The following is a 26,071-nucleotide window of genomic DNA, read 5'->3' as shown; positions in this document are numbered from 1 at the left end:
GGCTTGTGCCGTAAAGGCAAAATCCGGCCGAGCAGTTTCCGTCTCGACATTCCGGCTGCGGATGCTACCGTTCCCCGTCTTTTCAGAAGGTGATTTGATGGTATCCGAGACTTATCCGCGCAATCTCGTTGGTTACGGGCGTCTGACGCCTGATCCGAAGTGGCCGGACGAGGCACGCGTCGCCGTGCAGTTCGTCATCAACTACGAGGAGGGCGGCGAAAGCTCGATCCTCGACGGCGATCCGGCTTCGGAAAACCTGCTGTCGGAGATCGTCGGCGCGGCCGCCTGGCCAGGGCAGCGCAACCTCAACATGGAATCGATCTATGAATATGGTTCGCGTGCCGGCTTCTGGCGGCTCTGGCGCATGTTCACCGATCTCAAGGTGCAGGCGACCGTTTACGGCGTGACGCTGGCGATGGCCCGCAACCCCGAGGCCGTCGCTGCGATGAAGGAGGCAGGCTGGGAGATCGCCAGCCACGGCTACCGCTGGCTGGAATATAAGGATTTTCCCGAAGATCTGGAGCGCAAGCATATCCTCGAAGCCGTGCGACTGCACACCGAACTCACCGGCGAGCGGCCCTACGGCATGTATCAGGGCAAGCCTTCCGACAATACGCTTCGGCTGGTGCAGGAGGAGGGCGGTTTCCTTTATTCCTCCGATTCCTACGCCGACGACCTGCCTTACTGGGTGAAGGGCGTCGACGGGAAACCCTTCCTGATCATTCCGTATACGCTTGAAACCAATGATATGCGATTTGCGACGCCGCAGGGCTTCAATGCCGGCGATCAGTTCTTCACCTATCTGAAGGATGCCTTCGATACGCTTTATGAGGAAGGCAAGGCGGGCAGCCCGAAGATGATGTCAGTCGGCCTGCATTGCCGCCTCGTCGGACGTCCGGGCCGGGCAGCGGCGCTGAAACGCTTCATCGAATATGTGCTGAAGCACGACAATGTCTGGATTCCACGCCGCATCGAGATCGCCGAACACTGGCACAAGCACCATCAGCCGGAAGCGCTTTGATGGTGTCGCGCGAGGATTTCGTCTCCCGCTTCGGCGGCGTCTTTGAACATTCGCCTTTCATCGCCGAGCGCGCCTATGACGCCGGCCCCGTGATAGAGCCGCTGACGGCGGCCGGCGTGCATGCGTCGCTGACCGCCATCTTCCGCGCGGCAAGCCCGCAGGAGCGTCTCGGCGTGCTCAACGCCCATCCTGACCTTGCCGGGCGCCTCGCGATATCGGGCGAACTCACCGAGGACAGCCGGAAGGAGCAGGCCGGCGCCGGTCTCGATCGCTTGAGCCCAGCCGAGTATACCCGATTCACCGAACTCAATTCGATCTATGTCGAAAAATTCGGCTTTCCCTTCATCATCGCCGTCAAGGGGCTTGGCAAGGACGATATCCTGTCGGCGTTCGAAACACGGATCGGCAATGATCGGCATGAGGAATTTGTGACCGCGACGGCGCAGGTCGAACGGATCGCGCTGCTGCGGCTGACATCGATGCTGCCGGAGGCTGAATGAAAGAGCGGCGCGCCATCGACTATCTCAATGAAATGTATGAGGCGGCATCCGAAGCGCTGTCTTTCGTCGGCGGAATGGATGAGGCGGCGTTCGCCGGGGACAAGCTCACCTTCAAGGCTGTTGCCTTCTGCCACTTCACCATCGGTGCGGCGGCGTCCCGACTGCTCGTCAACCATCCGGAATTTGCGACTGAGCATCCCGATCTGCCATGGACGAGAATCTGTGGCATGGGTAACCGTATCCTCGAGGAAGTCTTCGATCTCAGTCCGTCGAGCATATGGGAGGCGACCTATCGCACGCTGCCGGAGCTTCTTTCCGCGATCGATGCTGTCCGTTACTGGCATGCCCAAGGCGAATGAAGCCATGTCCGAATTTCTCGAGATCCGCCCGCTCACCAAATCCGCCTTCGCTCCCTTCGGCGAGGTGATTGAGGCCGATCCGGCCTCGATGCGGTTCATCAATGGCGGCACGACGGAGCGTTTTCATGCGCTGGCCACCGCTGATGCGACGGGCGAGGGCGCAGGCGTCATCATCAACCTCTTTCGCGGACAGCCGCGCAGCTTCCCCTATGACGTCGGGATGATGGAGCGCCACCCCCTCGGCAGCCAGAGTTTCTCGCCGGTCTCGGGCCGTCCTTTTCTCGTCGTCGTCTCCGAGGACGAGAACGGCCGCCCGGGCAGGCCGCAGGTGTTTCTGGCGCGCGGCGACCAGGGCGTAAACTACCGCCGCAATGTCTGGCATCATCCGCTGATGGCGCTCGACCAAGCCTCAGACTTCCTGGTCGTCGACCGCGACGGGCCAGGCAACAATCTGGAAGAATTCTTCTTCGAAGCCCCTTTTATCATCAAAGAGCCAGCCCCATGACCGGACTGACCACGCATGTTCTCGACACCGCCCTCGGCAAGCCGGCCGAGGGCCTGAGGATCGATCTTTTTCAGCTCGACGGCGAGATTCGCAGGCATCTGAAGACGGTCGAGACCAATGCCGACGGCCGGGTTGATGGCGGCCCTATCCTCATTGGCGAAAATTTTCGAGCCGGTACCTATGAGCTGGTCTTCCACGCCGGCGATTATCTGAGGGCGAACGGCACGCCTCTGCCGCATCCGGCCTTCCTCGATCTCGTGCCGATCCGCTTCGGCATTGCCGACGTCACGGCGCACTACCATGTGCCGCTGCTGATTTCGCCCTATGGCTATTCTACCTATCGAGGGAGCTAAATAATGCGGTTTGCGGCAATTGCCGATATCCACGGAAACCATCTGGCGCTCGAGGCAGTGCTTGCGGATATTCGTGCGCAGGGGATCGATGAGATCGTCAATCTCGGTGATTTCTTTAGCGGCCCGCTCGAAGCCGGCAAGACGGCGGACTTGCTGATGCCGCTCGGCCTGACCTCGATCCGCGGCAATCACGACCGCTACCTGATCGAACAGGATCCGGCGGCGCTGCATGTTTCGGATGCCGCCGCTTATCACCAATTGTCGCCAGCCCATCTCGATTGGATCCGTAGTCTTCCATTCGATACCGTCTATCGCGATGAGGTCTATCTCTGCCATGCGACGCCGAAGGACGACAATCTCTACTGGCTGGAATCCGTTTCGTCGGAGGGTTTCGTCTTCCTGAAGCCGATCGAGGCAATCGAGGCGCTGGCCGACGGCATCGACCTGCCGCTGATCCTTTGCGGCCATAGCCACATCCCCCGCGCTATCAGGCTTTCCGACGGCCGTCTCATCGTCAACCCCGGCAGCGTCGGCTGCGCGGCCTATGACGACGAGCTGCCCTATTACCACAAGGTGGAAGTCGGCCACCCGCTGGCGAGCTACGCCATTCTGGAAAAGACGGCGGCCAGATGGATATGGCAGTTCCGAACCGTCGCCTATGACCATATGGCGATGTCGGCACTGGCCGCCGAAAGGGGCCGTGCCGACTGGGCAGGCGCGCTGGCAACGGGTTGGGTGAGATAAAGCATGATGCCGAAAAGTATGTGCAGTTTTCGGGCAACATCATGCTCTAACTATTTAATTTAGAACAAGATTCAGATTTTAGGCCGAACCGGCCTAAAATCATCCTGTTCTAGTCCAGACCCGCTTGCGCGGTGATCAGTCCTTCTTTGGTGCCGGCTTCGGGGCCGGAGGGATGATCGTTTGTGTCGGGGCTGGGGCCGGTGTTGCCGGCTTTGCCGGGGCTGCGGCGGTTGCCGGTCTTGCCGGTTTTGCGCCATCGAGATTTCCAAGAAGTGATGAGATGGCATCGTCGCCGTCGAAGCCGGCTTCCTTTAGCAATTTGTCGAGGATCGGTTTATTCGCCTGATAGGAGAGGAGCTGGCTGGCCAGCCCTTCGCCGAGCCCGATGCCGTTTCCGCCGGCCGCTCCGTTTCCGCGGCCGAGCATGCCGCCGGTATCGAATATCCTGATATCGGAGATCTTCTCGATCGGCTTGACCGCCTCGGCGAGCGCCTGCGGAATGATGCGGATACGTTCGCGGGTGATCTCGAACTCGATGATAGCAGAGCTCAGCTTGTTGCGAGCGTCGTTGAGCAATGCTTCGCTCTCGGCCGCAGCCTTGCCGGTTTCGAGAATGCCCTTGGCCTTGATGATCGCCGCATCCGCCTCGGCGGTTGCGAGCGTCTTGATGGCCTCGGCCTGGTCGCTTGCTGCCTGCTTTTCGGCCTCCGCGCCGACGGTGACGGCGGTTGCTTCCGTCTCGGCTTTCTTGCGCGCATCAATCACGGCAATCTGCTTTTCGCGTTCGGCAATCTCGATCGCCTTGGCTGTGCCGACTTTTTCCTCTGCCGCGATCGCCAGGGCGCGGGCCGTTTCCGCAGCCGCCTTCGCTTCGGATTCTTCACGGCTTTTGTTGGCAACGGCGATCGCGCTTTCCTGCGCCACGATCTGGAGGTCACGCTTGGCTTCGGTTTCGCGTTGCTGGACGGCTCGGGCGGCGTCGATGTTGGCGCTTTCGCGAGCCTGCTTGGCGGATGCCTCGCGTTCGGCGATCGCCTGTTCGGAGGCGATGCGGGCTTCCTCCTCGGCGCGTTTTGCGGCCTGCTCCTGCTGCGCGGTTTCGGCGCGTGTCGCCGCGGATTTGTTGGCGATGTCTCTTTCCTGGCTGAGTTCGGCCTCTCGCTTCGTCCGCTCGATGGTCAGCGATTGCTGGCGGGCCTCGAGATCCTTCTGGGCGATGGCGACTTCGGTGTCGCGAACGATCTCGTTCCGCTCCTTCTTGCGTCCCTCGGTGATGCGGGTCAATGCCGCCAGGCCCTGCGCGTCGAAGAAGTTGTTGGCGTTGAAATGCTTGATATCGGTCTGGTCGAGGCGTGTCAGCGACACGGATTCGAGTTCGAGGCCGTTCGACTGGAGATCGGCGCCGACAGCTTCCTGCACGGCCTTGACGAAATCCATGCGCTGTTCCTGCAGCGCGTCGAGATTCATCGTCGCGGCCACCGAGCGAAGACCGTCGACGAATTTCGCCTCGATCAGGATGCGGAGGGCCTCGGCGTCATTGGTGCGATTGCCGAGTGTCTGAGCTGCAAGCGCAATCGAGGAGGCATCGGGTTTGACGCGCACATAGAACTCGGCGCCGATATCGACGCGCATGCGGTCTTTGGTGATCAGTGCATCGCCTTCGCCGCGGCGAACCTCGAGCCGCAGCGTCTTCAGGTTGACCCGCGCGGTCGAATGGAAGATCGGAAGGACGACCGAACCGCCGTCGAGCACGACCTTCTGGCCGCCGAGACCGGTGCGCACATAGGCCTCATCGCGGCTGGAGCGCGTGTAAAGAGAGGCGAGGACAAAACCGATGCCGAAGATCAGAACAATCCCAATGCCGGCTGGTAGAATAACGTCGTACATCATTGCTGCTCCCTGAAAGATTGATTGTTCGCATCGGTGGGGTCGACCGGCGCGGGAATGGCGATAAACACATTGGCCTTGTGATCGACGAGAAGAACCGAAGCGCCGATCCCAAGCGGACCCTCGCCCTTGGCGGCTCGGGCTCGAAGCACATGCCAGTTTCCGTGCTGATCTTTGACACGGACGCGGCCCGGCAGTCCCTGATCGAGCGGGCCGATTGACACCTCGGCGGTCCGGCCGAGGAAGGCGTCGAGATCGACGGCATAGGTTTCGTCGTGCGGTACGAGCCGCGCCACAGTTCTGCTCGATGCCCTGACCATAGGGATGGTTGCGAGCGCGGCAGGTATGACGGCGATGAAGCTCGGCAGCGGCGCCCAGAGGGCGCTGGCGACGGCCTGCAAGGCAAACCCAGTCATCGCGAAGAATCCGAGTGTCATCATCAGAAGAATCAGCAGGGGAACACCGCCGAGATTGAGCCAGGACAGGTATGCCAGGATGCCGTCATGGCCATGAGCCTCCGGCTTTCCCAGAAATTCCGTCATCGAAAAACCCATGACCATCGCAAGCATCTCGATCGCGGTCAGACCTGCAAGCACGGCGGCGGCAATGGCAAAGGGAGCGCATTCGGGAGCGAAGAGAAGGGCCATCGGCGTTACCGGTTATCCGCCTTGAAGCGTGCGAGGCGTGCCTCGATCGCCTGTTCGCGATGCAACCGGTCGAGTTCGTCCAATTCGGAACTATGGGCATGCTCGCCAGTAGGAACCCCGGTCAGCCGAGAGACTGCCGCGGCAGCGCGGGCAGCATCTGCACCCGGTGCGGGCTGGCTGTGGCCGGTCGCGGCGTGTTCTGGATGCCGGGCGATGCTGCGCTTGAAATCGGCAAGGCGGGCGTCCGCCTCGCGGCGCGTGGCGAGGACGGCCTGCAAGGCTTTCTGGCCTTCGTCCACCTGTTCCCTGGCATCGGCCAGCGCCTTGTCGAGCGCTGCGATCTGGGATTCGAGATCGATCTGGCGAGCAACGCCGGCCTTTGCCAGGTCATCCCGCTCTGACGAGACGGCGATGCGGATCTTTTGGTCGAGCGCGTTCAGGTCGTCGACGATTTCGTCCTTGCGGCTCTGGATGCGGTATTCCTCCGCGCGCGCCTTGCCGAGATCGGTGCGGGCCTCATCCGCCGCTGCATCGATCTCGCGGATCGCCTGTTCGATGACGGCGATCTTGTTTACGCCTTCGGCCTTGTCGATCGCCGCATTCGCGATGCCCGCGATCAGACGGCCCATGCGTGAGAGAATGCCTTCGTTCGTCATGTTTTCCTCCATCCGAGCGGAATTCGGCGTAACGCCGATGTGAATCTCGTAGCGATTCTGGCCTGCAACGAGGTAGGCCGGAAAAATACTCTCCCATCCCCTGGAATAACCCGCGACATCGAAGGGCACGGCAACACGTCCGTGCACCGTGGCGATCGTCAGGTCCGAGGGGCCTTTGATGGCGAAGAGCTTGTCATCGAGCGGCAGATGCGGCGGATCGGCGGTGACGCCGCGATTGGCGGCAAAATCGCGAAGGCCGAGCGTGACCAGCCTTGCCGGCAAGCCCGTCTGCTCGCGGACGGTTTCATAGGCAAGGTCATGCAGCACGACGAGATTGGCGCCCGTCCTGTCGGAGACGAGGCCAGTCAGGATTTCGATCATCCTGAGATAGGCGGCAATGGTATCGTCCAGCGCCTGCCGGGCACTGTCGTCAGGCGCCAGCGTGTAGCGCAGCAGCGATGGATGTGGTGTCTTACCTGTGATAACCATAGGTAAAACATAAAGCACCGCTTTTGTGCTTTCAAGGGGTGGCGATGAAAATACAACCTAGGCTTAACGTGCGGTTAGAAGGACTGAGGCAGTGTCCATTATCGAGAGATGTCGCGAGCTGGCGGCAGTGAGCAGCCTTGTGAAAAGAGTCACGGACTCTTGAAGCCCAACGCGTGACCGGCAGCAAAAGCCTCGACACAATTCCGGATCACATGTGCCGATAAAAGAACCGGCAGCAGATCGGCTCCGTTCCCTATCGGGCGACCGTATGCGCCTCGCGAATACCGGCGCTGATACGGTTGATGGTGGTCCATATGAGAAGTAGAGCCACCACCGCCCAGAGCCACGAAGTCCATGCTGCAAATGTACCACCAACCGCGACAAAGATGCCGAGCGCGCCGAAAAGGACCGCGCGGTCGCTCTTGCCCAGCGGCCCGTCGTAACGCCGGCTTGCCCCGACCGTTTGACCGAGAACGCCGGTAAATTCCGTCAGCGCCGAGAGGAATATGACCGCCATCGCCGGCACAAAGCCGTTCGGATCGATGAGCGCAAACGGCAAATACAGGGCGACATCCGACACGACATCACCGATCTCGTTCAGATACGCGCCTAAAATGCTCTTCTGCCCATGTTCGCGCGCGAGCATGCCGTCGATGGCGTTGAGACCCATGCGCAGGAGAAACCATACAGGCACCAGCAGGAACCAATGCGGAAGCGGGGCGACGCTCAGAAAAAAGCCCAATGCAACCGAGACGGCGGCGGCAACTGAAGTCACCTGATTGGCGGTGACGCCTCGCGCCGCCAGGGAACGCACCAGAGGGCGAAGAATATTCTGAAATCGGGACTTCAATTGATAGACAGACATGCTACCTCATTGGAATTTCGTGCATCGAAATAGTCTATCCCCGCCTCTCGCGGGTGCAGATCATCGTACTTATGAGGAAAGCCACACTTCATATCGGTTCTCGTAAAGGACTTACATTTGCAACTAGACTTTTGCAATGCAAGCAAATCACTGTTCCCGCCAATGGTTGTAACCCACCCACCAATCAGAATTGGAGAAGACCGTGCTGCAAACTGCCGATAGTGGGCAACCGTCCTCGACGGCCAGACCAATGCATGAATCCGAATTCGCATCGCATGATGGCACTCGACTCTTTTATCGGGCGTGGCCTTCGACGGGCGCTGCACCGAAGGGTGTAATCATTCTTCTCCATCGCGGCCACGAGCATAGCGGCCGCGTCACCCACCTTGCCACCGAGCTCGGCCTCGATGATTTTTCCTTCTACGCCTGGGACGCACGCGGCCATGGACGCTCGCCGGGAGAGCGCGGCTATTCGCCATCCTTTGCTGCCTCGGCGCATGATCTCGATTGTTTCGTCCGCCATGTCAGCGAGACAAGCGGTACTGCTGTCGAAGACATCGCCGTCATTGCGCAGAGCGTCGGCGCGGTCCTCGCCGCCACTTGGGTGCATGACTATGCGCCGCCGATCCGTGCGCTCGTGCTTGCCTCACCGGCCTTCAGCGTCAAGCTCTACGTGCCTTTCGCCAAAGAAGGCATTGCACTCTGGGAAAAGGTTAAGGGGACATTCTTCGTCAATTCCTATGTCAAGGCGAGGTTCCTGACGCATGACCCCGAGCGCATCGCCTCGTACGAATCCGACCCATTGATATCTAGGCCAATTGCCTCCAACATCCTGTTGCAGCTCTATGAGGCGGCAGCCCGCGTTGTCGGCGACGCCCGCGCCATCACCGTCCCGACCCAATTGCTGATCTCTGGCAGCGACTGGGTGGTGCGACACGCGCCGCAGCACCGGTTTTACGAAAATCTCGGCAGCCGGATCAAGGAACGGCATGTGCTTGCCGGCTTCTACCATGACACGCTTGGCGAAAAGGAGCGCGCGATTGCCCTGGCCGAAGTCCGCCGTTTTATAGACGCGCGTTTCGCCGAGCCCCGGGCGCCTGCCAACCTTTGCACCGCCCATATCCAGGGCTATACAAAGGACGAGGCCGACCGGCTCGCGAGCCCGCTGGACGCCACATCCCCACGTGGCATCTACTGGGCGCTCAGCCGCCTCAACATCAAGATCGGTGCCTTGGTGTCTGAAGGCATAAAGACAGGGGTCAAGACCGGTTTTGATTCCGGCTCGACCCTCGATTACGTCTACGAGAACAAGCCGCGCGGGCTCGGTCCCGGCGGGCGATTGATCGACAAGGTGTTCCTCGATGCGATCGGCTGGCGCGGCATCAGGCAGCGCAAGCTACACTTGCAGGAACTGATCGACCGCGCGCTGCAGCGCCTGAAAGCAGTCGGCCGCAATACCCACATGCTCGACATAGCGGCCGGGCACGGCCGTTATGTCCTTGATGCGATCGAGACGGCTGCCGTGCGTCCCGATAGTGCGCGGTTGCAGGACTATTCCTCCATCAACGTCGATGCCGGCCGCAAGAGCATTGCGGCGCGTGGACTGAGTGATTTCGTCAGCTTCCGCCAGCAGGATGCCTTTGACTGCGAGGGGCTGGCTGCAATCACGCCGGCTCCGGATCTCGCGATCGTCTCCGGCCTTTACGAGCTGTTTTCCGACAATGCGATGATCGTCGCGTCGCTCAACGGGATCGCCCGCGCGATGCTGCCCGGTGGTCTGCTTGTCTACACCAACCAGCCATGGCATCCACAACTGGAGATGATCGCCCGCGCACTGACCTCCCACCGCGGCGGCGAGGCGTGGGTGATGCGGCGGCGGACGCAAGAGGAAATGGACCAACTGGTCGCCGCAGCCGGTTTCCGCAAGATTGAACAGCGCATCGATCAGTGGGGCATTTTCACTGTCTCGCTGGCCGAGAGAGTCTGAGGGCAAAGCGTGGAGAGGGCACGTTCTACTTTTTCCGCGGCAGCACCGGTCCCGAAGCGGGCGGCGCTCTGGCTCGTCTTCCTGGCACCTTTCTTCTATCTGAGCTATGGCGGCGCCAATTGGCTGGCATCGCAACACGCTCATGTGCCGAACGTCGCCTTCGCATGGGAAAGCGCCATTCCGTTCCTTGGATGGACTATTATTCCATATTGGTCGATCAATCTGTTCTATGCACTCTGCCTGTTCATCAACACGACGCCGCGCGACGTGGATATGCTCGCGCGACGTTATCTGACGATCCAGATAGTAGCCGTCGCCTGCTTCGTCGCGTTTCCGCTCGAAGCGACTTTCGTGCGGCCGGCAACGAGCGGCCTGCCCGGTTTCATGTTCGCCGTCCTCGGTGGCTTCGATAAGCCGTTCAATCAGGCGCCGTCGCTGCATATCGCACTCCTGGTGGTGATCTGGGATCATCTGCGCGGCCGGTTGCCGCGGAAGGCACGGCTTCTTTGGCACCTTTGGTGCCTCCTGATCGGTGTCTCCGTGCTGACCACGTGGCAGCATCACGTCATCGACATACCGACCGGCATGCTGCTCGGTCTGTCTGCCGTCTGGCTTTTTCCGCGCGATGCCGGGTCGCCTCTCGCGAACTTTGCGATGAGCGGCGATCCAAAGTCGCGCCGTCTCGGCGTCTATTATCTGTGCGGTGCCGTCGCATTTCTCGGCCTTGGAGCGCTCTGCACGCCTCTATCGGCCGCAGCGCTTCTGTTGCTCTGGCCGGCTGTTGCGCTGGCGATCGTCGCAGTCGGATATTTCGGCGCCGGCCCGCAGATATTCCAGAAACGCATCGATGGCCGGGCCACGCTTGCCAGCCGCTGGCTATTGGCACCCTACCGTCTCGGCGCTCTCATCAACATTCGGCTCTGGACCCGGAGAATGCCGGCTTCTGTGGTGATCGCTGACGGCGTTCATCTCGGTCGTTTTCCGCGTCGCCACGAGGCCGACCGTTTTGCCACGGTGATCGACATTACCGGCGAACTTCTGCGCCCCGGCGGGACGCGCGCGCGCTGGTGCAGCTTTCCCACCCTTGATCTTACAGCCCTCGACAAGATCCAGACGCTCGCCGCAGCGAACCTCGTCGAGGATGCGCGCCAGCAGGGACCGGTCCTCGTCTGCTGTGCGCTAGGTTTCCAGCGGAGCGCCTGCGTTATCGTGGGCTGGCTGCTCATCAGCCGACGTTGCGAAAATCCAGCCGAAGCACTGCGGCTGATCGAACGGGCGGGGTGGCGCGTTCATCTGCCGGCGGAAAGTATCCATGCCATAGCGGAGGGCGTGCAATGACGCAGTGGAATACCACGGCCTCGGCGGCTGCGCGAAATCTCGGCCGCAATTCAATCTTCTGCGGGCTGACAGCGCTGTTGCCACTGATTGTCGGCCCGGTCACCGTGGGATATCGAGGCCTCGCTCCACCGCTCGGCTGGCTTTTGATGCTCGTTTTCTGCGTGATTGTTCTTGCGCTGGCGATCCATCTCCTCTTCGATGCGCTGTTGTTTCGCCTCGCGGCGAGCTACGAGACCGAGACGGCCGGTCTTGCCGCCATCGACGACCTGTTGTCCCGAATGCGGCTTCGCAAGCCTGACCGGATACCGCCTGACCTCGAGAGGCGGATTGCCGGATCGCGCCGCATCGCCTGGCGGCAGCGTTTTGCGCTCGCCATCTCTCTCGTGATTTTCGCGATCCTTCTGCTCGATGCGACCGATGGGCAGCCGCTCTGCTGAATACGACGGCAGGCGATAGATGCGGGTGCTCTCCGGCATGCGTCTGGCAGGTCTTGCCCACGCCATCAGGGACGTTCAGCCAGTGCCGATTTCTCTCCTTGAGCCTCTTTGCTGTTATCTGGCGTTCGAGGTGGAATACCAGAAACGGACGCCCGGACAGCATGCTCTCAGAATCGTGTGCTCAAACTCAGCAACCGCGACGGCGATTCCGGGATTGGTGACTCTCCTAAGCTGGCTTCTCAAGTGAGCAGGCGGCTCACAAAAGGCAGGGTTTTAAAATAGACCATTGAAAACATTAGATAATTTTCAAATCACACCCGATAAAATGTCATTCCTGTCCTGTCAGATACGACACGAATTCCGAAAATTTCCGGAGAATAGGCACAAAAAAACCCCGGCTTGAGATGCCGGGGCCTGGTTTGGACTAGAATTCTGCCTGATTATGACTTGCGAGTTTCCGCTTTGTAGCTCTCGATTTCAGAGCGGCGATAGAGGGTTCCGTTTCTGCGCTGACCGATCGCGCGCACTGGGTGAACGCCTGCATTTTCCAGCGCGACCTTCAAGTTCCGATGTGGCATCCATCCAGCCGACGCTTCCGAGAGGGTGATGTATTCACGGCGAAACGCAGCGTAGGCTTCGTGCTCAACCACGTAGTAGGGAACGCCGTTCAAGCTCTGGGTGACTTTCTTCAGTTCGAACAGACCCGAATAGAAAAGCGGCTTGCCAACCGCATATGTCAGCCCGAGTTCACGCAGGAATTCGTGGCACTTCACGCCGAGCGATGGCGGCGCGAAGGCGGCTCTTGTCTCCTTCACATCCACCAGCAGCCGATCGACGCCAGCACGCGAGGGGTCCTTGGAGAGGTATCTTTTCGACACCTTGTCCTGCAGGATCGCTCCCAAAATATCGACTATTGAGCAGACTGCCTTGTGGGCAGCCACTCCCAACGGCACCAGGTCAGGCGACTCGTCACGCACTTCGAGACCTCCGGTCAGCTTTTCCATAAGCTCGTCGACAGCGTTCCGAGAGAACTTCGGTTTCTGCTTCTTCAAGGGCTTCGGCTTCTGTGTCAGCAAGCCTGCCTTGACCATCTTCTGTACTGTCGGAAGTGTCAGGCCCAGCCGTCTTGTAATCGCTTCGATATCGATGTCATCCTGGTACTCGGCTACGGCTGCCTCGACGTGCGAGACGCGGCACATGACATAGTTGTCCGATTTTCGACGATCGGCCGTGCTCAGAACACCATGCTGCTCGAGAATTCGACGAAGTGTCCGGCTGTCGATACCTGTTTCACGCATTGCCGTGTGCGCGGTATGCCACGTGCGGGTGCCGCCGCCGCCGATGAACGGATCCTCGGGGCCGATCGGTACCTCCGACATCGCGCAGTCTCGCACGAAATCGATCAGTAGGCGCAGCGCAGGCACTTCAACGTGCTTTGTAAGAAAGCCCTGCAGTTCTCCGTAAAGTGCGTACCCCTTCGAAAATTTGTTGCGCCTGATGAAGTCCTTGTTCACTTTCGAAAGACATCCGCGGAGCTTGCGCCTGTCCGCCAACAGCTCAAACCCGCTCAGACGGAGGTCGCGCGACACTGAGACCCGGCCAGTGAACCTAAGGTCGGGATCGTTGGCCAATCGTTCGGTGCGTCCAGCGAGGATGCAGAGCTTCTGCGCCATGGGGTACGGCAGCCCATGCAGGAACTCCATGGACGGGGCCGATCCGGTAGCCAAGCTCTCCGCGAAATACAGGTCGTATGCATGAAGCGGAGCCTCCGAGCACGTCGCAATGGCACGCTCCACCTCCGCCCTATTCTTGCGGAGGTACATCGCGAAGTCGAAACGGTCGCTCTTGGGGTATCGGAAAGAGGACGTGAAGATCGGAGTGCCGTGTTTCACGCAGATCTCGTTGAAGCTCAGAAGCCAATCCCAGCGAACGTGTGGGCGAGCTTCCCAGCGTCCGTATCCGCTACGGATCTCGCTCTCGATGCAGCGCGGGCAGAAACGCGGGTTGCTAAGGTTCAGATGCCACCCGTTGAACTCACGGTCGCCGTATTCAACGATGGTGCCTCGTACGTGAAGATTGCGCGAGGCGAGCGTTTCCGTGTCGATGCCGGTGAGAACGGAAAGCCCGTCGAGCGTCCGGGGGTGCAGTAGATGGTGATCCTGGCGGAAGTTCATATGCCGAAGGAAGTCGCGGATGCTTGGGGCGGCATTAGCCGCCACAAGCCTGGATACGAACATCTGGAGAGGTTCCGTATTCGCAAGGATGGGCACATGTGCGAGACGAGCCATGTTCAGGCCTCCTTCTTCCTGGATCTTGAGGGCTTGGTCTCGCGCGGTGCCTTCGCGATAACGTGGGCCAGGGACTGGCGAGGATCGACCCTCTCCCAGTCGTTGACCAAGAACACGTTGGCGGAGGGTCGGCAGCCGAACTTAAAGGCATAGTCGGCGGCATAGTGCTTGATCTTCACCGCGGGGCGCGATGCGGTCCCGGCAGGCTCGTTTTCATGCTCGGTCTGAGCGCGCTCGGTAGCTCCCTGGATGGCCTGGATGATGGTTCCGCACGCACCCTGGTAGGCGTGGATCAGCCTGTGCGCGAAGTCGATCGAGTCCGTCTCGCCGAGCAAGACGCCCTCGTCCCTCACCATGTGCTGCTGGAGGGCAAGCAGTGCCTCGGCATCCGGGCGGGTCATCTGCTTGAGTTCCACTACGAAGCTGCGATTCCGGAGCTGGGCGTCGCCATCCTCGGGCGAAAGGAAAAGACCGAGCGACGGCACGCCGGAAAGGATCATGTGCAAGGGCCATCCGGGGATCTGCAGGAGACTCTTGATGATGTCCGACACGTTCTGGATCTCGTTCGTCGTCGTCCCCTTCATCACATGCTGCATCTCGTCGATGTGCATGAAAAGAATGCGGTTATTCCGAATGGTCGCCTTCAGAAGGTCGAACAATTCCTGCTCAGTGAGCTTGTGGGAGACGTTCGGGTAGCCGCATGCCTCCAGTGCCTTTCGAGCGAACCCTTTCAACGTGATGGGGCGTGGGCATTCGAACGAGACGAAGGGCGTTACCAGTTCTCCCGAAGGACGTCGGTAGGGCAAGAATTCCTTGCGCTTGGGAATGTGGAATTCCATTGCGCGGGTCTTTCCGCTGTCGGACTCGCCGATCAGGAACAGCGCTCGCCGCTTGCCGGACTCCCCGAACGCTGCGGCCGCGGCATTTTCGCAAAGCTCATCAATGCCATTTGCGATCAATGCGTCCTTGGGCATCGTCACGTACCGTGCCTGCTTTTTGCCACGGCGCTCGGCACGCATCCGTCTCTCGGGGCTCAGGGTCGCGAGAAGGGCGAGGGCTGCCTCGTGGAACTGCGGCATGCCGTCGTCGATGACGGGCGTCCCGGTCTCGATGGCGGGCGAGACGAGCGGGCCGTCGTTGGAGACAGAGGCAAGTGCGGTATTGTTAGAGGACTGCGTAGTCATGGTGGTGCTCCTGTGGAGTTGGTAGGATTGGATTTGCTTCAGTAGAGGTGGCTCGTCAGGAAGCGGCGCGAGAGGCGCGGCAGCCGGAATTGTCGAGGGAGGTCTTCGCAACCTCGACGAAGCTTGCCAGCGCTAACGGCGCTGGTGCCTCGATGAAGGTGCGAGGCGTGGGGTCGCGGTACTCTTTACTGAGAGCTGTCGCGAACGCGGTGGCGGGAAGACGGCGGAATACTACGGGCGCAAGGGCCATGATTTTTCTCCTGGGTTGATAGTGGTCTGACCCGCGCATCAAGGGGCGCGGGCCGTTTTCTGCGAAACGTCAGCCCTCGATCGAGAACGAGAACCCGCTCTGCTCACCGCCATATCCGAGGCCGGACTCTTCCAGTTCCGGGGCGGCTTTCGTATCATCGAGGTAGGCGTCGACCTCCTTCTTGTTGCGTGCAAGGAAGCGAAACTCCTCGATGGAGGTTGTCAGCGGGTCATGGGCGATCGCCAGCGGCGCAAGCTCCTTGCCGCTCAGAACGTCCATCGTGATCTCGCGAGCAAAGCGCTCGTGTTCGACCTTGCGATAGGCGGCTTCGCTAGGGATGTCGGTTCCGAGTTCGGCACGGGCTGCTGCGGCGATGCCGGCTTCGCGTAGATCATTGATCGCCTTGAGCATCGTGGAGAGATTGATCTCAACGTTCTTCGCGTGGGTCTTCGAAAGCTCGGTCATCGCCTCCGTCCACTCCCACACGCTGACGCCTTCCGGCAGATGCTCCGCGGTGAGGTCACGCCACTTGAAGCCGTCGTGGAAGGAGATCGTCCGCAGACTGAAGCGGTCGATGCGGACCTTCACCTCTACGCTCGGGGAATTCGGCAAGGCCGCGCGTTCCGCCCAGAGGCGTTCGAGCTCGCGTGACTGATAGTGGATACCAAGGAAGACAATTCCGCGGGCGGAAACCTTTCGCTTGATGACGGTTCCGAACATGACACGGCGCTGGCGCTGGCTCAGCGGAGGGAGCATGGCGTATTCGCGCGACAAGCGCATCCAAGCATTAGCCGGCGTCTCTCCACCAAGACCCGAATGCGGCTGGTGGTGATAGATGTCGACGATCGCACGGGTCAGGAAGCGGCAGACTTCGTCCACGTTGAGAACGGCGTTTCCTTCGCCATCGTAGTCACCCTTGGCGTAGACGCTGGAGAACGTGCGGCCATCGAAGTAGGCGAGGAACTTCTGTCCGAACGAACGGAAGACAGATTCAATGGTGCCACGTGCCGACGCCATGCCTGCCGGCGGGATCGTGTGCACGCAGTGGAGCGCTGCCACGGCCTGACGGAAGCCGGTGTCGATGAATCCCGCTCCAGCGTCGGTGACAAGCTCACGGGGAACGAATGAATGGATCCAACGGCTCTCTGCGCCCGCTACTTCCGCGATGTGCTCCTTCTCGGTGACGATCATTTCGAGCGCCGCGATCGACGAATGTGAGGAGTTCGCGCGGGTGCTGAACCGGAGAGCAACGATGCAGCGGGTTGCAACGTCGATAGCGACGGTGACCCAGACGCGCACCTTCGTCAGTGCCTCGCGCTGCTTCTCCGTCAACGTCAACCAGACCGGAGTGAGGATGAACCAGGCGTGAAGGTCTACCTTCCACTCGTCCATCTCGACGCGCTCGCCGGGTGCGAAGACCTGCAGGCCGTCGCGAACGGGAGCGAACTTCTTCTTCGCTGCGTCCTCGCCGAAGCGGGCCGCGTGAAGGAAGTACTCGCCCATGCCCTTGATCAAGGCCTCGAACGAATTGCGGGAAGGCATCTTGTAAAGGTGGCCGCCCTTGGGGCAGGCCTCGTTGCGCTTCTTGATCTCAGCCTGGAGCAAGCCGAAGCAGAAGCGCATCGAGGGACGCTTGTCGGTGGCGTACTTCTGGGAGAACTCGGTCCAGAGGCGGAGGTCGGCCGGATGGGCCTTCGAGTAAGAGCCGGGCCCCTTGCGACGGCTCACCAGCACGGCCGGATCGCAGCCGCCCTCAATGTAGAGATTGTAGAGACGGCGGAAGTGGCGAGCATTCGGAAGCGCTACGATCGTGTTCTTCTTGCCTGCCTTCTTGGAGGTCCATTTCAAGAGCACGTGCTGACGGGCGAGCGGCAGGACGTACTTATCCAGGCAGTCGTGACCCAGCGTAACCTTGCGCCTCCAACCCATCTCAGCGAGACGCTGATCCTTCTTACCGATGAGTGTGATGACGAAGTCGAAGGCGTCGGCGTAGACGAGGGCGCGGCGGGCCTGGTCCTCAGGGACATCGACGATGTCGCGCCCGAGCTTGAGCGGCGAGAGTTCGAGTCCCTGGCGATCCACCTCGACCTTGTTGTCGAGGTGGAGGATGTACATGGTGGCATGCGAGAACTGCTGGACGAAGCCGTCCTTGTTGCGGAGTTCGCTGTAGTCCGCCGTCTGGCGGACAACCGTATAGTCGACGTTGTCGATCTTGACGGACTTGGCGTCACCCAACCAGAACATGGGCGCTGCGTTACGGGTGGCGAGTGCGTAGGGATTGTACATGTTCATTGCTCTGTTCTCCTTTGTTAGAGCGTGACGATCATGAGGGTGGTGTCTTCGATGCGGCCGGGTGCGGCAGGGCGCAGGAGACCTTCGTCGATGAGGCACCAGAGGGCAGTGCGGCGATGAGCGGGGACTTCGGCGCCTACGAAAAGGGCACGGAACGTGACCGGACCACGGACCCCCTTCACCACCTCGAGCGCCGCCTGATATTCTTCCTCGTTGCGGAGGCGGCGCGAGAGAAGGATCTCGCGTGCATTGTGCGCGGCGTCGTCGGAGGCGAACGTCTCGGTGACGAAGTTCACGTCGTCCAAGAGGCCGTTCATACCCTGCTGTTTGATGCGCAACAGAGTGCCGACAAGGTTGGTCTCGATCAGTTTCATGATCGGCTTCGCAGCGATCCCGAGACGCTTGCCGTTCCTGAGGCGCGCACAGAAGTCAAAGGTGTGCGCGTGGCGGATCCCGTAGACGTCTGTGAAGTGGCACGTCGGCTGCTGGGTCAGCAGTTCCACGATGTCGCGGTTGGTCTGAAGAATGAGCGCGGCATTGCGTTCCACCGAGCTTTCAAAGGTGAGCACACGGGGAGCATTGCTGTTCGCCACCAGGGTGCCGCGATAATTGATCGGCGACTTGGGAGCGGGTGTACGGTCACCATTGGCAGGCAGCGGTTCCGGATACTCGATGGCTTCCGTCGGCTTCCCGTAGGTGGCCGATGCCGGGATGGTGTAGTCGATCTTGTCGCCGAGGCGGACGCGGACCAGGTGGTGCTTGATGAGATGTTCGCGACGCACGAGATACTCCTTTGGCTGTCGTGAAAAATCGGCATGGCAGGTCCGGCCGCGGTGGCGATAACACCGCGTTCGGCAACTTTGATTTTCGGAAATGGGCAGCCCGCTATGCGGGAAGCTCTAAGTTTGTAAATGTGCTCGGCGCAGAGCGCCGACACCTGCGTTCGTCATCACGCGGCCTCCTCGATGAGCGCCTTGGCGATCTCGTCAGTGAAGAACAAGCGCCACGCTTCCTCTGCCGCCCCCTCGAAGCGCCACGAGTTCTTTTCGCCAAGCTCGACGAGCAGCAGTTCGAAAACGAGGTGTTCGAAACCCTTTACGCGGCAGGCGAGGCGCACCGAATTCTCGATGAGACCCTTGTCCTCGGGTTTGACCTCAACTGCGGTGGGTGCCGGCTGGCGCGCCAGACGCTCACGATGCTTCTGCTCGGTGATGCGCGCGATGACGCGGTTGGCCTGCTCGATCTGGTTGAGGTCGGAATCCAGGAGAGTCTGGAAGAAGTCGCTTCCCGGCTTGCCATCATCCAAGTCGACGTCCTCAGGCGAAGCGATGGTGTTATTGACACGCCAGCCATCCAGCATTTCCAGGAAGTCCTCGTAAGTTGGAATCCCGAGCGGAGCCACCTTCAGTTCGGAGAGCTGCAGGTTCAGGTCGCCGAAAGCGGACATCGCACCATCCCAGAGCGCGTGTTCCTGACCCGGGCACTTCGCGGCGAGATAAAGTAAGTCGTCGAGAGCATGCTGTCGCAGTTCCTCAAAGTCGAGCTTACGCTGGACATCGGGATACTGCAGCGTGTCTCCGAGGACGTCGATCGCATCCTGGATAAGCTCGATCGCATTGTGGTACTTCATGGTCTTCTCCTGTTTCATAGCTGTAGGGGAGCACGCGCCGCCGAGGTGCGGCGCGTAGAGGTCGGTCAGTGGATATTGGGGTCGCTCGCCTCGACCGGCAGAAACGCGAGGAAGGTCTCGTAGGAAACGCACCGCAGCGGCGGAGCATGCATGGAGGCCAAGCTCAGATTCACTTCCTTAATGGCGCTGGACATCCAACCCCAGACTTCACGCTCAGCTCCGGGGATGTCTCGGGCTGCCTGAAGAGCCTCCTCGAGAACTTCACGTTCAACCTCGGAATGCCCCATTTCTTCGCGGATGCGGCGCTGCTCGTCCCAGTGATCAGCGATCTGCTGGAAGGTGCTCTCGATGAGCGGGTTGATCTTGGGAGTGCTGAGGACAGGCGGTTTCATGGCGTTTTTCCTTTCTTCTGGGTTCGGTTAGGTCAATTGAAGTTGATCTCGAGGGCCTGCGTGGCAGCGGACACGAGCTCGAAGGTGTGGACCCGCCGTAGCCGACCGAAGCGCATGTACCGGACGAACTCGTCCGGCATGGACTTCACGATGCGGCGAAAGGTGGTCAGCGACGGCTTGCGGACCGGCAAGCTGTTCCGTTCGGCGTCTTCGTCGACAAGTGCGCACAACAGACGGTAGATCTGGCCGACGCTCGGCCGAGCGGCATCTGCGTAGGCAACCGCTGCGATCCGGAATAGGTCGATTTCGTTCCTCGTGAAGTAGTAGCCGCGCTTCCTGCGGGCCCATAGGCGGAGTTCGGGTAGGAAGCGTTCCGGAATGCGGTCGCCAATCAGAAGGCGTGCGTCATCGTTCTGCGTCATCGCAGAGTTCCTTTCTTTCGATTCTGTGAAGAGGCCAGCAGCGGTCCTTCGCGCCCGTTGGGCGGTGAGACATGCAAATCGAAGCGGGCGTGTAGACGCCCAATCCGAGTGCCAATCCTCAAGCCTCAATGCGAGGCCTTTGGTTCGGATGTCTTCCGGAGAAACCGGAAAGTTCCGGCGAAGCAGACTTCGACAGAACTTGGTGTCGTCACCGGCGGCGACGACGCAGCGACATCATTGTCGCGCGTGGTGGATGTGCTGGAGGGGGACTTTTTTGGACTTGGACATGCTGTTCCTCATTTTCCAAAACTAACTGGTCTTGCTGAGGGAAGGGTGGCCTCCAGGAGGTCACCGAAGTCGCATCGATGCCTTAGGCGGCTTGTTGGCCCTTCCGAGCCGGATATGTCGATGTGACTTGTTGCATGTCTTGCAGTTCCTTGATGGGTGACCCGAATTGGATCGACGGGACTGAAAATACACAGGCCTTCAAACTTGTAAATGGTGCGGTTCCAGTCTTTCGGGGCTCGAGGCCCTGATTTTCCTTAATAAAACGTAAATAAAATCCGAAGAAATAGTTACAATTATAGTTAATGTCATGTGCGTTTTCACTATATTTACCAACATGGTCCCGGGCATTCCGTTTTGCCTGGCCATGATTTGTAAATTTCCGGTCCCTGTTTGACACGAATTCCGCAGGTCGAAAAAAGTGAGAGGAACGGCAACTTTTTTTCTCGTCCCCCACTTTTCGCCGATTGAGCCACGTCTGATCTGCTTCTGATCGACATTCTGCCATCGACGCAATTCTTACTGAGCTGACAGCAAAGGACCGCGATCGCACTTCTGCCGGGCGACGGCGTCAAGTCTGGTAACGAAGTCCAATCATCGAAACACCAAACAGTTCGTCGCTCCGTCCCTGGGTTCGAAGTCCCATTGATCCGCAGGTTCCACGAACCACTTGCGCTTGACGGGTTCGTACAGGCCTGGAAGCGGAAATTCCTCATTGATGAACATGAAATCAGGAATGTCTCGGGTCACTATCGGCATCCCGTAGCGGATGGCGATTGCCGCTATCGCGGGATCACATCCAAACCGCAGATCGTCGTCCGGATCGCTGCTTGCCCAGAATCTCCTAAAACGGGGAACGGTCGCCATCCGTGCGATCAGCCGGGAAACAGCGGAGTCCATCTGGGGAACGTAGACGTTCGTCTCCAACATTCGATCCAACCAGGCAAGAAGGAGGCTCGCCCGTTCCGGATTGACCTTGCTCAGCATCTGGCCCCCGCGTTCCAGCTCGAAAACGGCCGGCGCCGGAACTGCTACGATCCTGTCCGGGAGGGATGCCAGAAATCGTTTCACTTCCTCGACAGGTTTCGGCCCCCTGGCCTCACTCAGGACACTTGTATCAAGCAGGATATGCATGTCCTTTCCCCCGGGAGCGTTTCATGCGATCGTTCCGGAAGATGGTTTACGAAGGATTAACCGCCTAGCGGCACAAGAGGAGATGATCTATCCTCAAGCCGAGAGAGGATTCGTAAGTGATGCCGCGCAAAGCCAACGAATGGACCATAGAAGAAGCCGAACTCAATGTGCTCAAGCTTCTTGAAGCCGTCAGGACAAATGGACCTCAGAGGATTGTTGACCCAATGAACGGGTTCTTCATCGTCTCCCACTCGAATCCTGAACCGAAACCCAGCTTCATCAAATTCCTCGTTGAACGCGGCGTCGATGAATGAACGCCATTGGCTGCGGGCTTGTGCTTCCAGCAGTCCGTCGCGGTGTTACTGAGGTTTATCACTGTCAGCAAAACTCCGGAGGTGGCAAACTGCCACCAGTACCCCGCAACAGTGGATTCTATGGCGGGGTGGCGCATGGTTCGAATGCAGGCGACCAGGATCGGTATTCAGGTCGGGAAACTACGGAGGCAGAGTAGGGCGCTCGCCACCGCAAAACTCTATGTTGATGTTCGAAGTTGAATGCGTGGCCATAGGAGCTTGAACCACTTGCGTGGCCACACTATTGTCTGGCTCAGAAACGGAGCTACGACGATGGACGTACGCGTTCTCAAGCAAGTCAGAGAGATGCGCACCGCTTCGAAGAACGACTTCGTCGAGGGCCTCGGTCGCACGCTGGTCGAGGTTGCCGGCGGCGCCCTGACCGTTCGGAAGGCCAAGGACGGCCTCAGCGGTGTCCTCAGGCGCGCGCGAGAGGGAGTGCCTCAGATAATTGGCAGCACCGAAGACGCCGCCGTAATCATCTCCGTTAAGGATCTCGCGACGCTACTCGACGCGGCCAAGGAGCAGACGTTTGGCGAGGCGCTCGACAACGTTGGCTTCACGCCCTACCGCGGCGCGCGCATCGTGATCGGCGCGGGCCGGAACCGCGAGACGCTTAAGCACCGCGGCGACGCTGTTCCGCCTCCGACGGGCTGACTGCATGTATCGACCGGGCCTCATGGACCTAATTTGCGTTCAGCCGGAGATGTGCCGCCGGTGAGATCGGTCGGCGCGGCCGAAGTGCACGCTAGCGTCATCTCGGTCGCCCGCGTCCCAGCCGCTTCTTGTCAGTTTGGTGAAGTCGTTCTGCTCAGAGGCCGACCCAAGATTCCGATTGACGTCGTTTCAAGCGTTCTCTATATGTTCCGATCATGAAGCTGCAACAACGACAATACCAACGCTGATCGAACCGCCGCCGGGCGGCATTCCTTCAATCGTTTCTGGGTATCGTCATGAGTTCCGAGAGTTTCCATACCTGCGGCCGCGACAGTGCGCACGTAGAGCGTATCTTCTTTCCTCCAAAGGCAACCATCAAATGCGTCGGCGATCGCCTGTTCCGATCGCACGCTGCGCGGGACCTGGGCTGTCTCCTTGATGTCGATCCGGAGGTCGAGTCCTGGGCGTGCCAGCCTTTTGAGTTGAAGGTGCTGGATCGAATCCACATCCCTGATTTCCTCGTGACTTACTCGACAACACGAAGGTGCCTGCTCGACGCATGCGAGACAGGCGGCGACTTCGCGATCAGTGACGCTGCGGCTTCCATGGGGTGTTCGCACCGCTTCATCACACGGGAAGAGAGAGAGGGCGGCTGGCGGCTCCGTAACGCCCGAGATCTCCTGCGCTATGGTAACTATCGTTGCCCGCTGGGCGACCGCATCCGCGTGATAGCTGCGCTCGATGAAGTTGGTTCATTCTCGGTGGCCGAAGGGCTTGGCCTCTTTCGTGAGATCTCGCCGATGGCAGGCCTGGCCTCGCTTGTCCTCCAACGAATTCTAACGGTCGATCTCGATGAAGAACTGATCAATCCCGACACCGTCGTCCGACGCGGCGAGCGCTAGGAAGCTGCCATGAATATGAATTTTTCCGAACGCGCGGCGACTCTCGAGGTGACCGCATGCTCCTATTCCGTTCTCAAAGCCCTGCGCAAGGCGGGTGCCCTTATGCGGAAGGAGGCATCCGTCGGACTCATCATCCCCCGGGACAGAGACGTTACGAAATATGCCGATGCGCTCAGGAGCGTCCTGCGGTCCACCAAGCGTGCCGAGGTTTACACGCAGTGCACCGTTGAAGTCTCCCACCGTGGTAATGCCAACTGGCTTGAGGCCGCCGACATCCTAAAGGCGAAGCCTGGCGTCGTGCTACTCATACCTCATGGCATCACCATTCCTCCCGAAATAAGGGTCTCTCTGGATGAAGTCATTCAAGTCGAGCCGATCCGTACAGTCCATCTAGTGGCCGCCATCAAGTCCTCGCGCGGAGAACCGACCACTGCTGAGGAAGCCAGGATGTTGCTGTCGTATCCCATGGACTTGATGTTCCAGGCACTTCGACCGGGCAGAAGCGTTCAGCACGCTCTCGCGCGACTCTCGGAAGCGGCTGAAGCAAAGGCCGAGAGGCCGCCGCTAGCCGCTATGAGCTTCGGCGTCGAAGAACTCCCGGGTTTTGGGCAGGCGAAGGAATGGGCTTTGGGCCTCGCCGAGGATCTTCGCGATTGGGCGCACGGATCGCTGGCTTGGAGCGATATTGATTGCGGCCTCCTGCTAAGCGGACCGCCAGGCACCGGCAAGACGATGTTCGCGCAGGCGGTTGCAAAGACCTGCGGCGCCGCGTTCGTAAGTGCCTCCTGTGCGACGTGGCAGGCCAAAGGGCACCTCGGAGATTTCTTGGCCGCTATGAAAAAGACATTCAGCGAAGCGGCAGCGAAAGCGCCGTGCATCCTCTTCTTGGACGAATTCGATGCGGTCGGGGATCGAGCGAAATTCAGCGGCGACAATGCAAATTACTGCGTTCAGGTCGTCAACGGTATTCTCGAGGCCCTCGACGGGTCGCCCCGCCGCGACGGCGTCGTCGTCATCGCTGCGACCAACTACCCGGATGCGATCGATCCCGCACTGCGGAGGCCTGGTCGCCTCGACAGGCACATCAAGGTCGAGCTTCCCGACCACGACGCACGGAAGGACATCTTGACACTGCACCTGGGAACCGAAATTTCTGCCGATGTTCTCGCCCGTTCCGCACGCGCCACAAGGGGATACTCCGGCGCGGCTCTTGCCCAGCTCGCCCGGGATGCGCGGAAGCAGGCCAGACGCGCACGGCGATCGGTTACCGCCGACGACGTCCGGGCCGTCACGCCTTCGTTGAGGCCTCTCGATCCATCAACGCGACGTGCGGCGTGCGTGCACGAGGCCGGGCACGCCGTTGTCGGGACAGAGCTGGCATACGGCGAAATCGCGGTGATCACGGTGGTGCGTGAGTTGTCGCCCTGCGACGACAGCGCAGGGCATGTTGCCTGGCGGCTTGCCGAAACGCTCCAGAGATCACGGGAGTCCTACGCGAATGAGATCGCCATGATTCTCGGGGGCAGGGCAGCCGAAGAGGTCATCCTAGGATTTCTGACAGACGGTTCGGGGGGGATGAACGGCTCAGATCTCCATCGCGCTGCTGATATCGCAACGGTTATGGAGGCCACGTTGGGCATGGGGTACGGGCTTTCCTACAGCTACGTGAGAACTTCAGAGGATCTCGAGAAGCTGCGTCGCTCCGATCCTGTCCTGCGCAAACGCGTGGAGAAGCTTCTGAACGCCGAACTCGAACGCGCGAAGGAAATAGTGCGAGATAGGCGTGCCGATGTCGAGCGGCTCGCCAAGGCAGTTATGGAGAGGGAGCTTCTATCCGGCTTGGAGATGCGGCAGTTGTTGAGACCTTGTTCCGAATGAAGGGCACTGGCCGGCCATTCCGCTGCGCAGTCACCGAAGGCATGGCGGAATGAACGCCGAACTTTCTGGCTTCGTAGCTGGCGGCCGCAACCACCCCTCGGGCAGCAGGACTGCCGACGGCAACAGGCATGCCACGCAGCTCCCGATTGTCACGCAGCTCCCGATTGTCACGCAGCTCGACCGATGCGTAGAAGGCATCCACCCCAATTGCGGTCATTGCGACCTGTTTGCATATAACCATTTCCTTAAGCCAAGGGGTTGAACCACCAGTCCGGAATGAATTATATCACGTCATGATATTGATGCGACCCGAGCTCGACCTTCAACATGTCCGACGTCCCGAACCCCAAATCCTTACCTTCAGACGAAGTGCTTGCCGACCGTCTGGGCCTCACGACGAGAGAGTTCCAACGATATCGCACCCAGAATCTCGTCACGGTTTCCTCAACCGCTGCCGTCGGTGAGAGCGAAGGCCTCATGGTCACCTGCCAGCTTGGAAACCGAGTCTGGGAGGGCCACGTCGTGAACGGGTGCATCACCTTCGAAGAGGTCCGGTTCTTGCGCGAGAAACGCGCAACCAACCCCCGCTAAGTCCGGCCCCGAGCGTTAATTTCGA

General features: G+C 60.0%; 27 protein-coding genes and 1 pseudogene. 14 read left to right on the top strand and 14 right to left on the bottom strand.

All coding sequences use genetic code 11. The annotated features are described in order from the left end of the window. Nucleotides 1-97: 97 nt before the first annotated feature. The 6 genes from puuE to MOV76_RS05725 are packed head-to-tail and all read left to right on the top strand — an operon-like array spanning nt 98 to nt 3,482. Nucleotides 98-1,021 (top strand): allantoinase PuuE, encoded by a 924-nt coding sequence (gene puuE / locus MOV76_RS05750; RefSeq protein ID WP_018446766.1) that lies wholly within the window; start codon nt 98-100, stop codon nt 1,019-1,021. Next, nucleotides 1,021-1,521, top strand: coding sequence for a 2-oxo-4-hydroxy-4-carboxy-5-ureidoimidazoline decarboxylase (uraD, locus tag MOV76_RS05745; RefSeq protein ID WP_065276689.1), 501 nt, complete (start codon nt 1,021-1,023; stop codon nt 1,519-1,521). Before puuE ends, uraD begins: the two co-directional genes overlap by 1 nt. Beyond that, a complete protein-coding gene (locus tag MOV76_RS05740) occupies nt 1,518-1,880 on the top strand; it encodes a DUF86 domain-containing protein (RefSeq protein WP_065276690.1) in 363 nt (120 codons plus the stop codon). Before uraD ends, MOV76_RS05740 begins: the two co-directional genes overlap by 4 nt. A gap of 4 nt (nt 1,881-1,884) precedes the next feature. Continuing rightward, nucleotides 1,885-2,385, top strand: a complete 501-nt coding sequence (locus MOV76_RS05735; RefSeq protein WP_032980743.1) for an ureidoglycolate lyase — start codon at nt 1,885-1,887, stop codon at nt 2,383-2,385. Beyond that, complete coding sequence (gene uraH / locus MOV76_RS05730; RefSeq protein ID WP_047618723.1) at nt 2,382-2,738, top strand: hydroxyisourate hydrolase; 357 nt, start codon at nt 2,382-2,384, stop codon at nt 2,736-2,738. Before MOV76_RS05735 ends, uraH begins: the two co-directional genes overlap by 4 nt. Nucleotides 2,739-2,741: 3 nt before the next feature. Further along, nucleotides 2,742-3,482, top strand: coding sequence for a metallophosphoesterase (locus tag MOV76_RS05725; protein WP_247264009.1), 741 nt, complete (start codon nt 2,742-2,744; stop codon nt 3,480-3,482). 135 nt (nt 3,483-3,617) lie between these two features. Here MOV76_RS05725 and MOV76_RS05720 read toward each other — a convergent pair whose 3' ends face one another. The 4 genes from MOV76_RS05720 to MOV76_RS05705 form a co-directional block, all read right to left on the bottom strand. Next, nucleotides 3,618-5,372, bottom strand: coding sequence for a flotillin family protein (locus tag MOV76_RS05720; protein ID WP_018243149.1), 1,755 nt, complete (start codon nt 5,370-5,372; stop codon nt 3,618-3,620). Further along, nucleotides 5,369-6,016 (bottom strand): OB-fold-containig protein, encoded by a 648-nt coding sequence (locus tag MOV76_RS05715; RefSeq protein ID WP_018446761.1) that lies wholly within the window; start codon nt 6,014-6,016, stop codon nt 5,369-5,371. The genes MOV76_RS05720 and MOV76_RS05715 overlap by 4 nt, the downstream gene beginning before the upstream one ends. 5 nt (nt 6,017-6,021) lie before the next feature. Then, entirely contained in the window at nt 6,022-7,179 is a 1,158-nt protein-coding gene (locus MOV76_RS05710; RefSeq protein WP_193443378.1) for a PspA/IM30 family protein, read from the bottom strand. 235 nt (nt 7,180-7,414) lie between these two features. Next, nucleotides 7,415-8,026, bottom strand: coding sequence for a CDP-alcohol phosphatidyltransferase family protein (locus MOV76_RS05705; RefSeq protein WP_130717489.1), 612 nt, complete (start codon nt 8,024-8,026; stop codon nt 7,415-7,417). Between the two features lie 202 nt (nt 8,027-8,228). Between MOV76_RS05705 and MOV76_RS05700 the strand changes: the two genes are divergently transcribed. The 3 genes from MOV76_RS05700 to MOV76_RS05690 are packed head-to-tail and all read left to right on the top strand — an operon-like array spanning nt 8,229 to nt 11,788. Further along, nucleotides 8,229-10,013, top strand: a complete 1,785-nt coding sequence (locus MOV76_RS05700) for a bifunctional alpha/beta hydrolase/class I SAM-dependent methyltransferase (protein WP_247264008.1) — start codon at nt 8,229-8,231, stop codon at nt 10,011-10,013. Between the two features lie 9 nt (nt 10,014-10,022). Then, the gene (locus MOV76_RS05695; protein ID WP_247264007.1) at nt 10,023-11,351 is read left to right on the top strand and encodes a phosphatase PAP2/dual specificity phosphatase family protein; all 1,329 of its coding nucleotides are present in this window, start codon (nt 10,023-10,025) and stop codon (nt 11,349-11,351) included. After that, complete coding sequence (locus MOV76_RS05690; protein ID WP_247264006.1) at nt 11,348-11,788, top strand: hypothetical protein; 441 nt, start codon at nt 11,348-11,350, stop codon at nt 11,786-11,788. The genes MOV76_RS05695 and MOV76_RS05690 overlap by 4 nt, the downstream gene beginning before the upstream one ends. A 440-nt stretch (nt 11,789-12,228) precedes the next feature. Here the strand turns inward: MOV76_RS05690 and MOV76_RS05685 are convergent, their stop codons facing one another. The 9 genes from MOV76_RS05685 to MOV76_RS05645 form a co-directional block, all read right to left on the bottom strand. Beyond that, on the bottom strand, nt 12,229-14,076 hold the full coding sequence (locus tag MOV76_RS05685) for a TniQ family protein (RefSeq protein WP_247264005.1): 1,848 nt from the start codon (nt 14,074-14,076) through the stop codon (nt 12,229-12,231). A gap of 2 nt (nt 14,077-14,078) precedes the next feature. Beyond that, nucleotides 14,079-15,260 (bottom strand): ATP-binding protein, encoded by a 1,182-nt coding sequence (locus MOV76_RS05680; protein WP_247264004.1) that lies wholly within the window; start codon nt 15,258-15,260, stop codon nt 14,079-14,081. Nucleotides 15,261-15,315: 55 nt separating this feature from the next. Further along, nucleotides 15,316-15,510, bottom strand: coding sequence for a hypothetical protein (locus tag MOV76_RS05675; protein ID WP_130751403.1), 195 nt, complete (start codon nt 15,508-15,510; stop codon nt 15,316-15,318). A 69-nt stretch (nt 15,511-15,579) separates the two neighbouring features. Next, on the bottom strand, nt 15,580-17,802 hold the full coding sequence (locus tag MOV76_RS05670; RefSeq protein ID WP_130751401.1) for a DDE-type integrase/transposase/recombinase: 2,223 nt from the start codon (nt 17,800-17,802) through the stop codon (nt 15,580-15,582). Nucleotides 17,803-17,819: 17 nt separating this feature from the next. Beyond that, nucleotides 17,820-18,584, bottom strand: coding sequence for a hypothetical protein (locus MOV76_RS05665; RefSeq protein ID WP_130751399.1), 765 nt, complete (start codon nt 18,582-18,584; stop codon nt 17,820-17,822). A gap of 167 nt (nt 18,585-18,751) precedes the next feature. Then, entirely contained in the window at nt 18,752-19,432 is a 681-nt protein-coding gene (locus MOV76_RS05660) for a hypothetical protein (RefSeq protein WP_247264003.1), read from the bottom strand. Between the two features lie 65 nt (nt 19,433-19,497). Further along, complete coding sequence (locus tag MOV76_RS05655) at nt 19,498-19,824, bottom strand: hypothetical protein (protein ID WP_130751395.1); 327 nt, start codon at nt 19,822-19,824, stop codon at nt 19,498-19,500. A 32-nt stretch (nt 19,825-19,856) separates the two neighbouring features. Next, a complete protein-coding gene (locus MOV76_RS05650; RefSeq protein ID WP_130751393.1) occupies nt 19,857-20,246 on the bottom strand; it encodes a hypothetical protein in 390 nt (129 codons plus the stop codon). Nucleotides 20,247-21,125: 879 nt separating this feature from the next. After that, nucleotides 21,126-21,665: a hypothetical protein gene (locus MOV76_RS05645; protein ID WP_247264002.1), complete on the bottom strand. Its 540-nt coding sequence runs from the start codon at nt 21,663-21,665 to the stop codon at nt 21,126-21,128. A 119-nt stretch (nt 21,666-21,784) separates the two neighbouring features. Here MOV76_RS05645 and MOV76_RS05640 point away from each other — a divergent pair, with 119 nt between their 5' ends. From MOV76_RS05640 to MOV76_RS05625, 4 genes are all read left to right on the top strand, one after another. Further along, a complete protein-coding gene (locus MOV76_RS05640) occupies nt 21,785-21,979 on the top strand; it encodes a hypothetical protein (RefSeq protein WP_130751389.1) in 195 nt (64 codons plus the stop codon). A 312-nt stretch (nt 21,980-22,291) separates the two neighbouring features. Then, a complete protein-coding gene (locus MOV76_RS05635) occupies nt 22,292-22,675 on the top strand; it encodes a hypothetical protein (RefSeq protein WP_247264001.1) in 384 nt (127 codons plus the stop codon). Nucleotides 22,676-22,971: 296 nt separating this feature from the next. After that, the gene (locus tag MOV76_RS05630; RefSeq protein ID WP_247264000.1) at nt 22,972-23,577 is read left to right on the top strand and encodes a hypothetical protein; all 606 of its coding nucleotides are present in this window, start codon (nt 22,972-22,974) and stop codon (nt 23,575-23,577) included. A 9-nt stretch (nt 23,578-23,586) separates the two neighbouring features. Next, a complete protein-coding gene (locus tag MOV76_RS05625) occupies nt 23,587-25,455 on the top strand; it encodes an AAA family ATPase (protein WP_247263999.1) in 1,869 nt (622 codons plus the stop codon). 18 nt (nt 25,456-25,473) lie between these two features. Here MOV76_RS05625 and MOV76_RS05620 read toward each other — a convergent pair. Then, a pseudogene (locus MOV76_RS05620) lies at nt 25,474-25,696 on the bottom strand (hypothetical protein); the annotation flags it as partial. 86 nt (nt 25,697-25,782) lie between these two features. On the opposite strand from MOV76_RS05620, the gene MOV76_RS05615 reads away from it, so the two are divergent. Then, nucleotides 25,783-26,046 carry a hypothetical protein gene (locus tag MOV76_RS05615; protein WP_247263998.1) on the top strand — a complete coding sequence of 88 codons (264 nt, stop codon included), beginning with the start codon at nt 25,783-25,785 and terminating at the stop codon, nt 26,044-26,046. Nucleotides 26,047-26,071: the final 25 nt, after the last annotated feature.

Source organism: Rhizobium sp. PRIMUS64 (assembly GCF_023006465.1).
Lineage (GTDB): Bacteria > Pseudomonadota > Alphaproteobacteria > Rhizobiales > Rhizobiaceae > Rhizobium > Rhizobium leguminosarum.
Note: the sequence above shows the minus strand (reverse complement) of the source record. Positions and strands in the feature narration are given on the sequence as shown.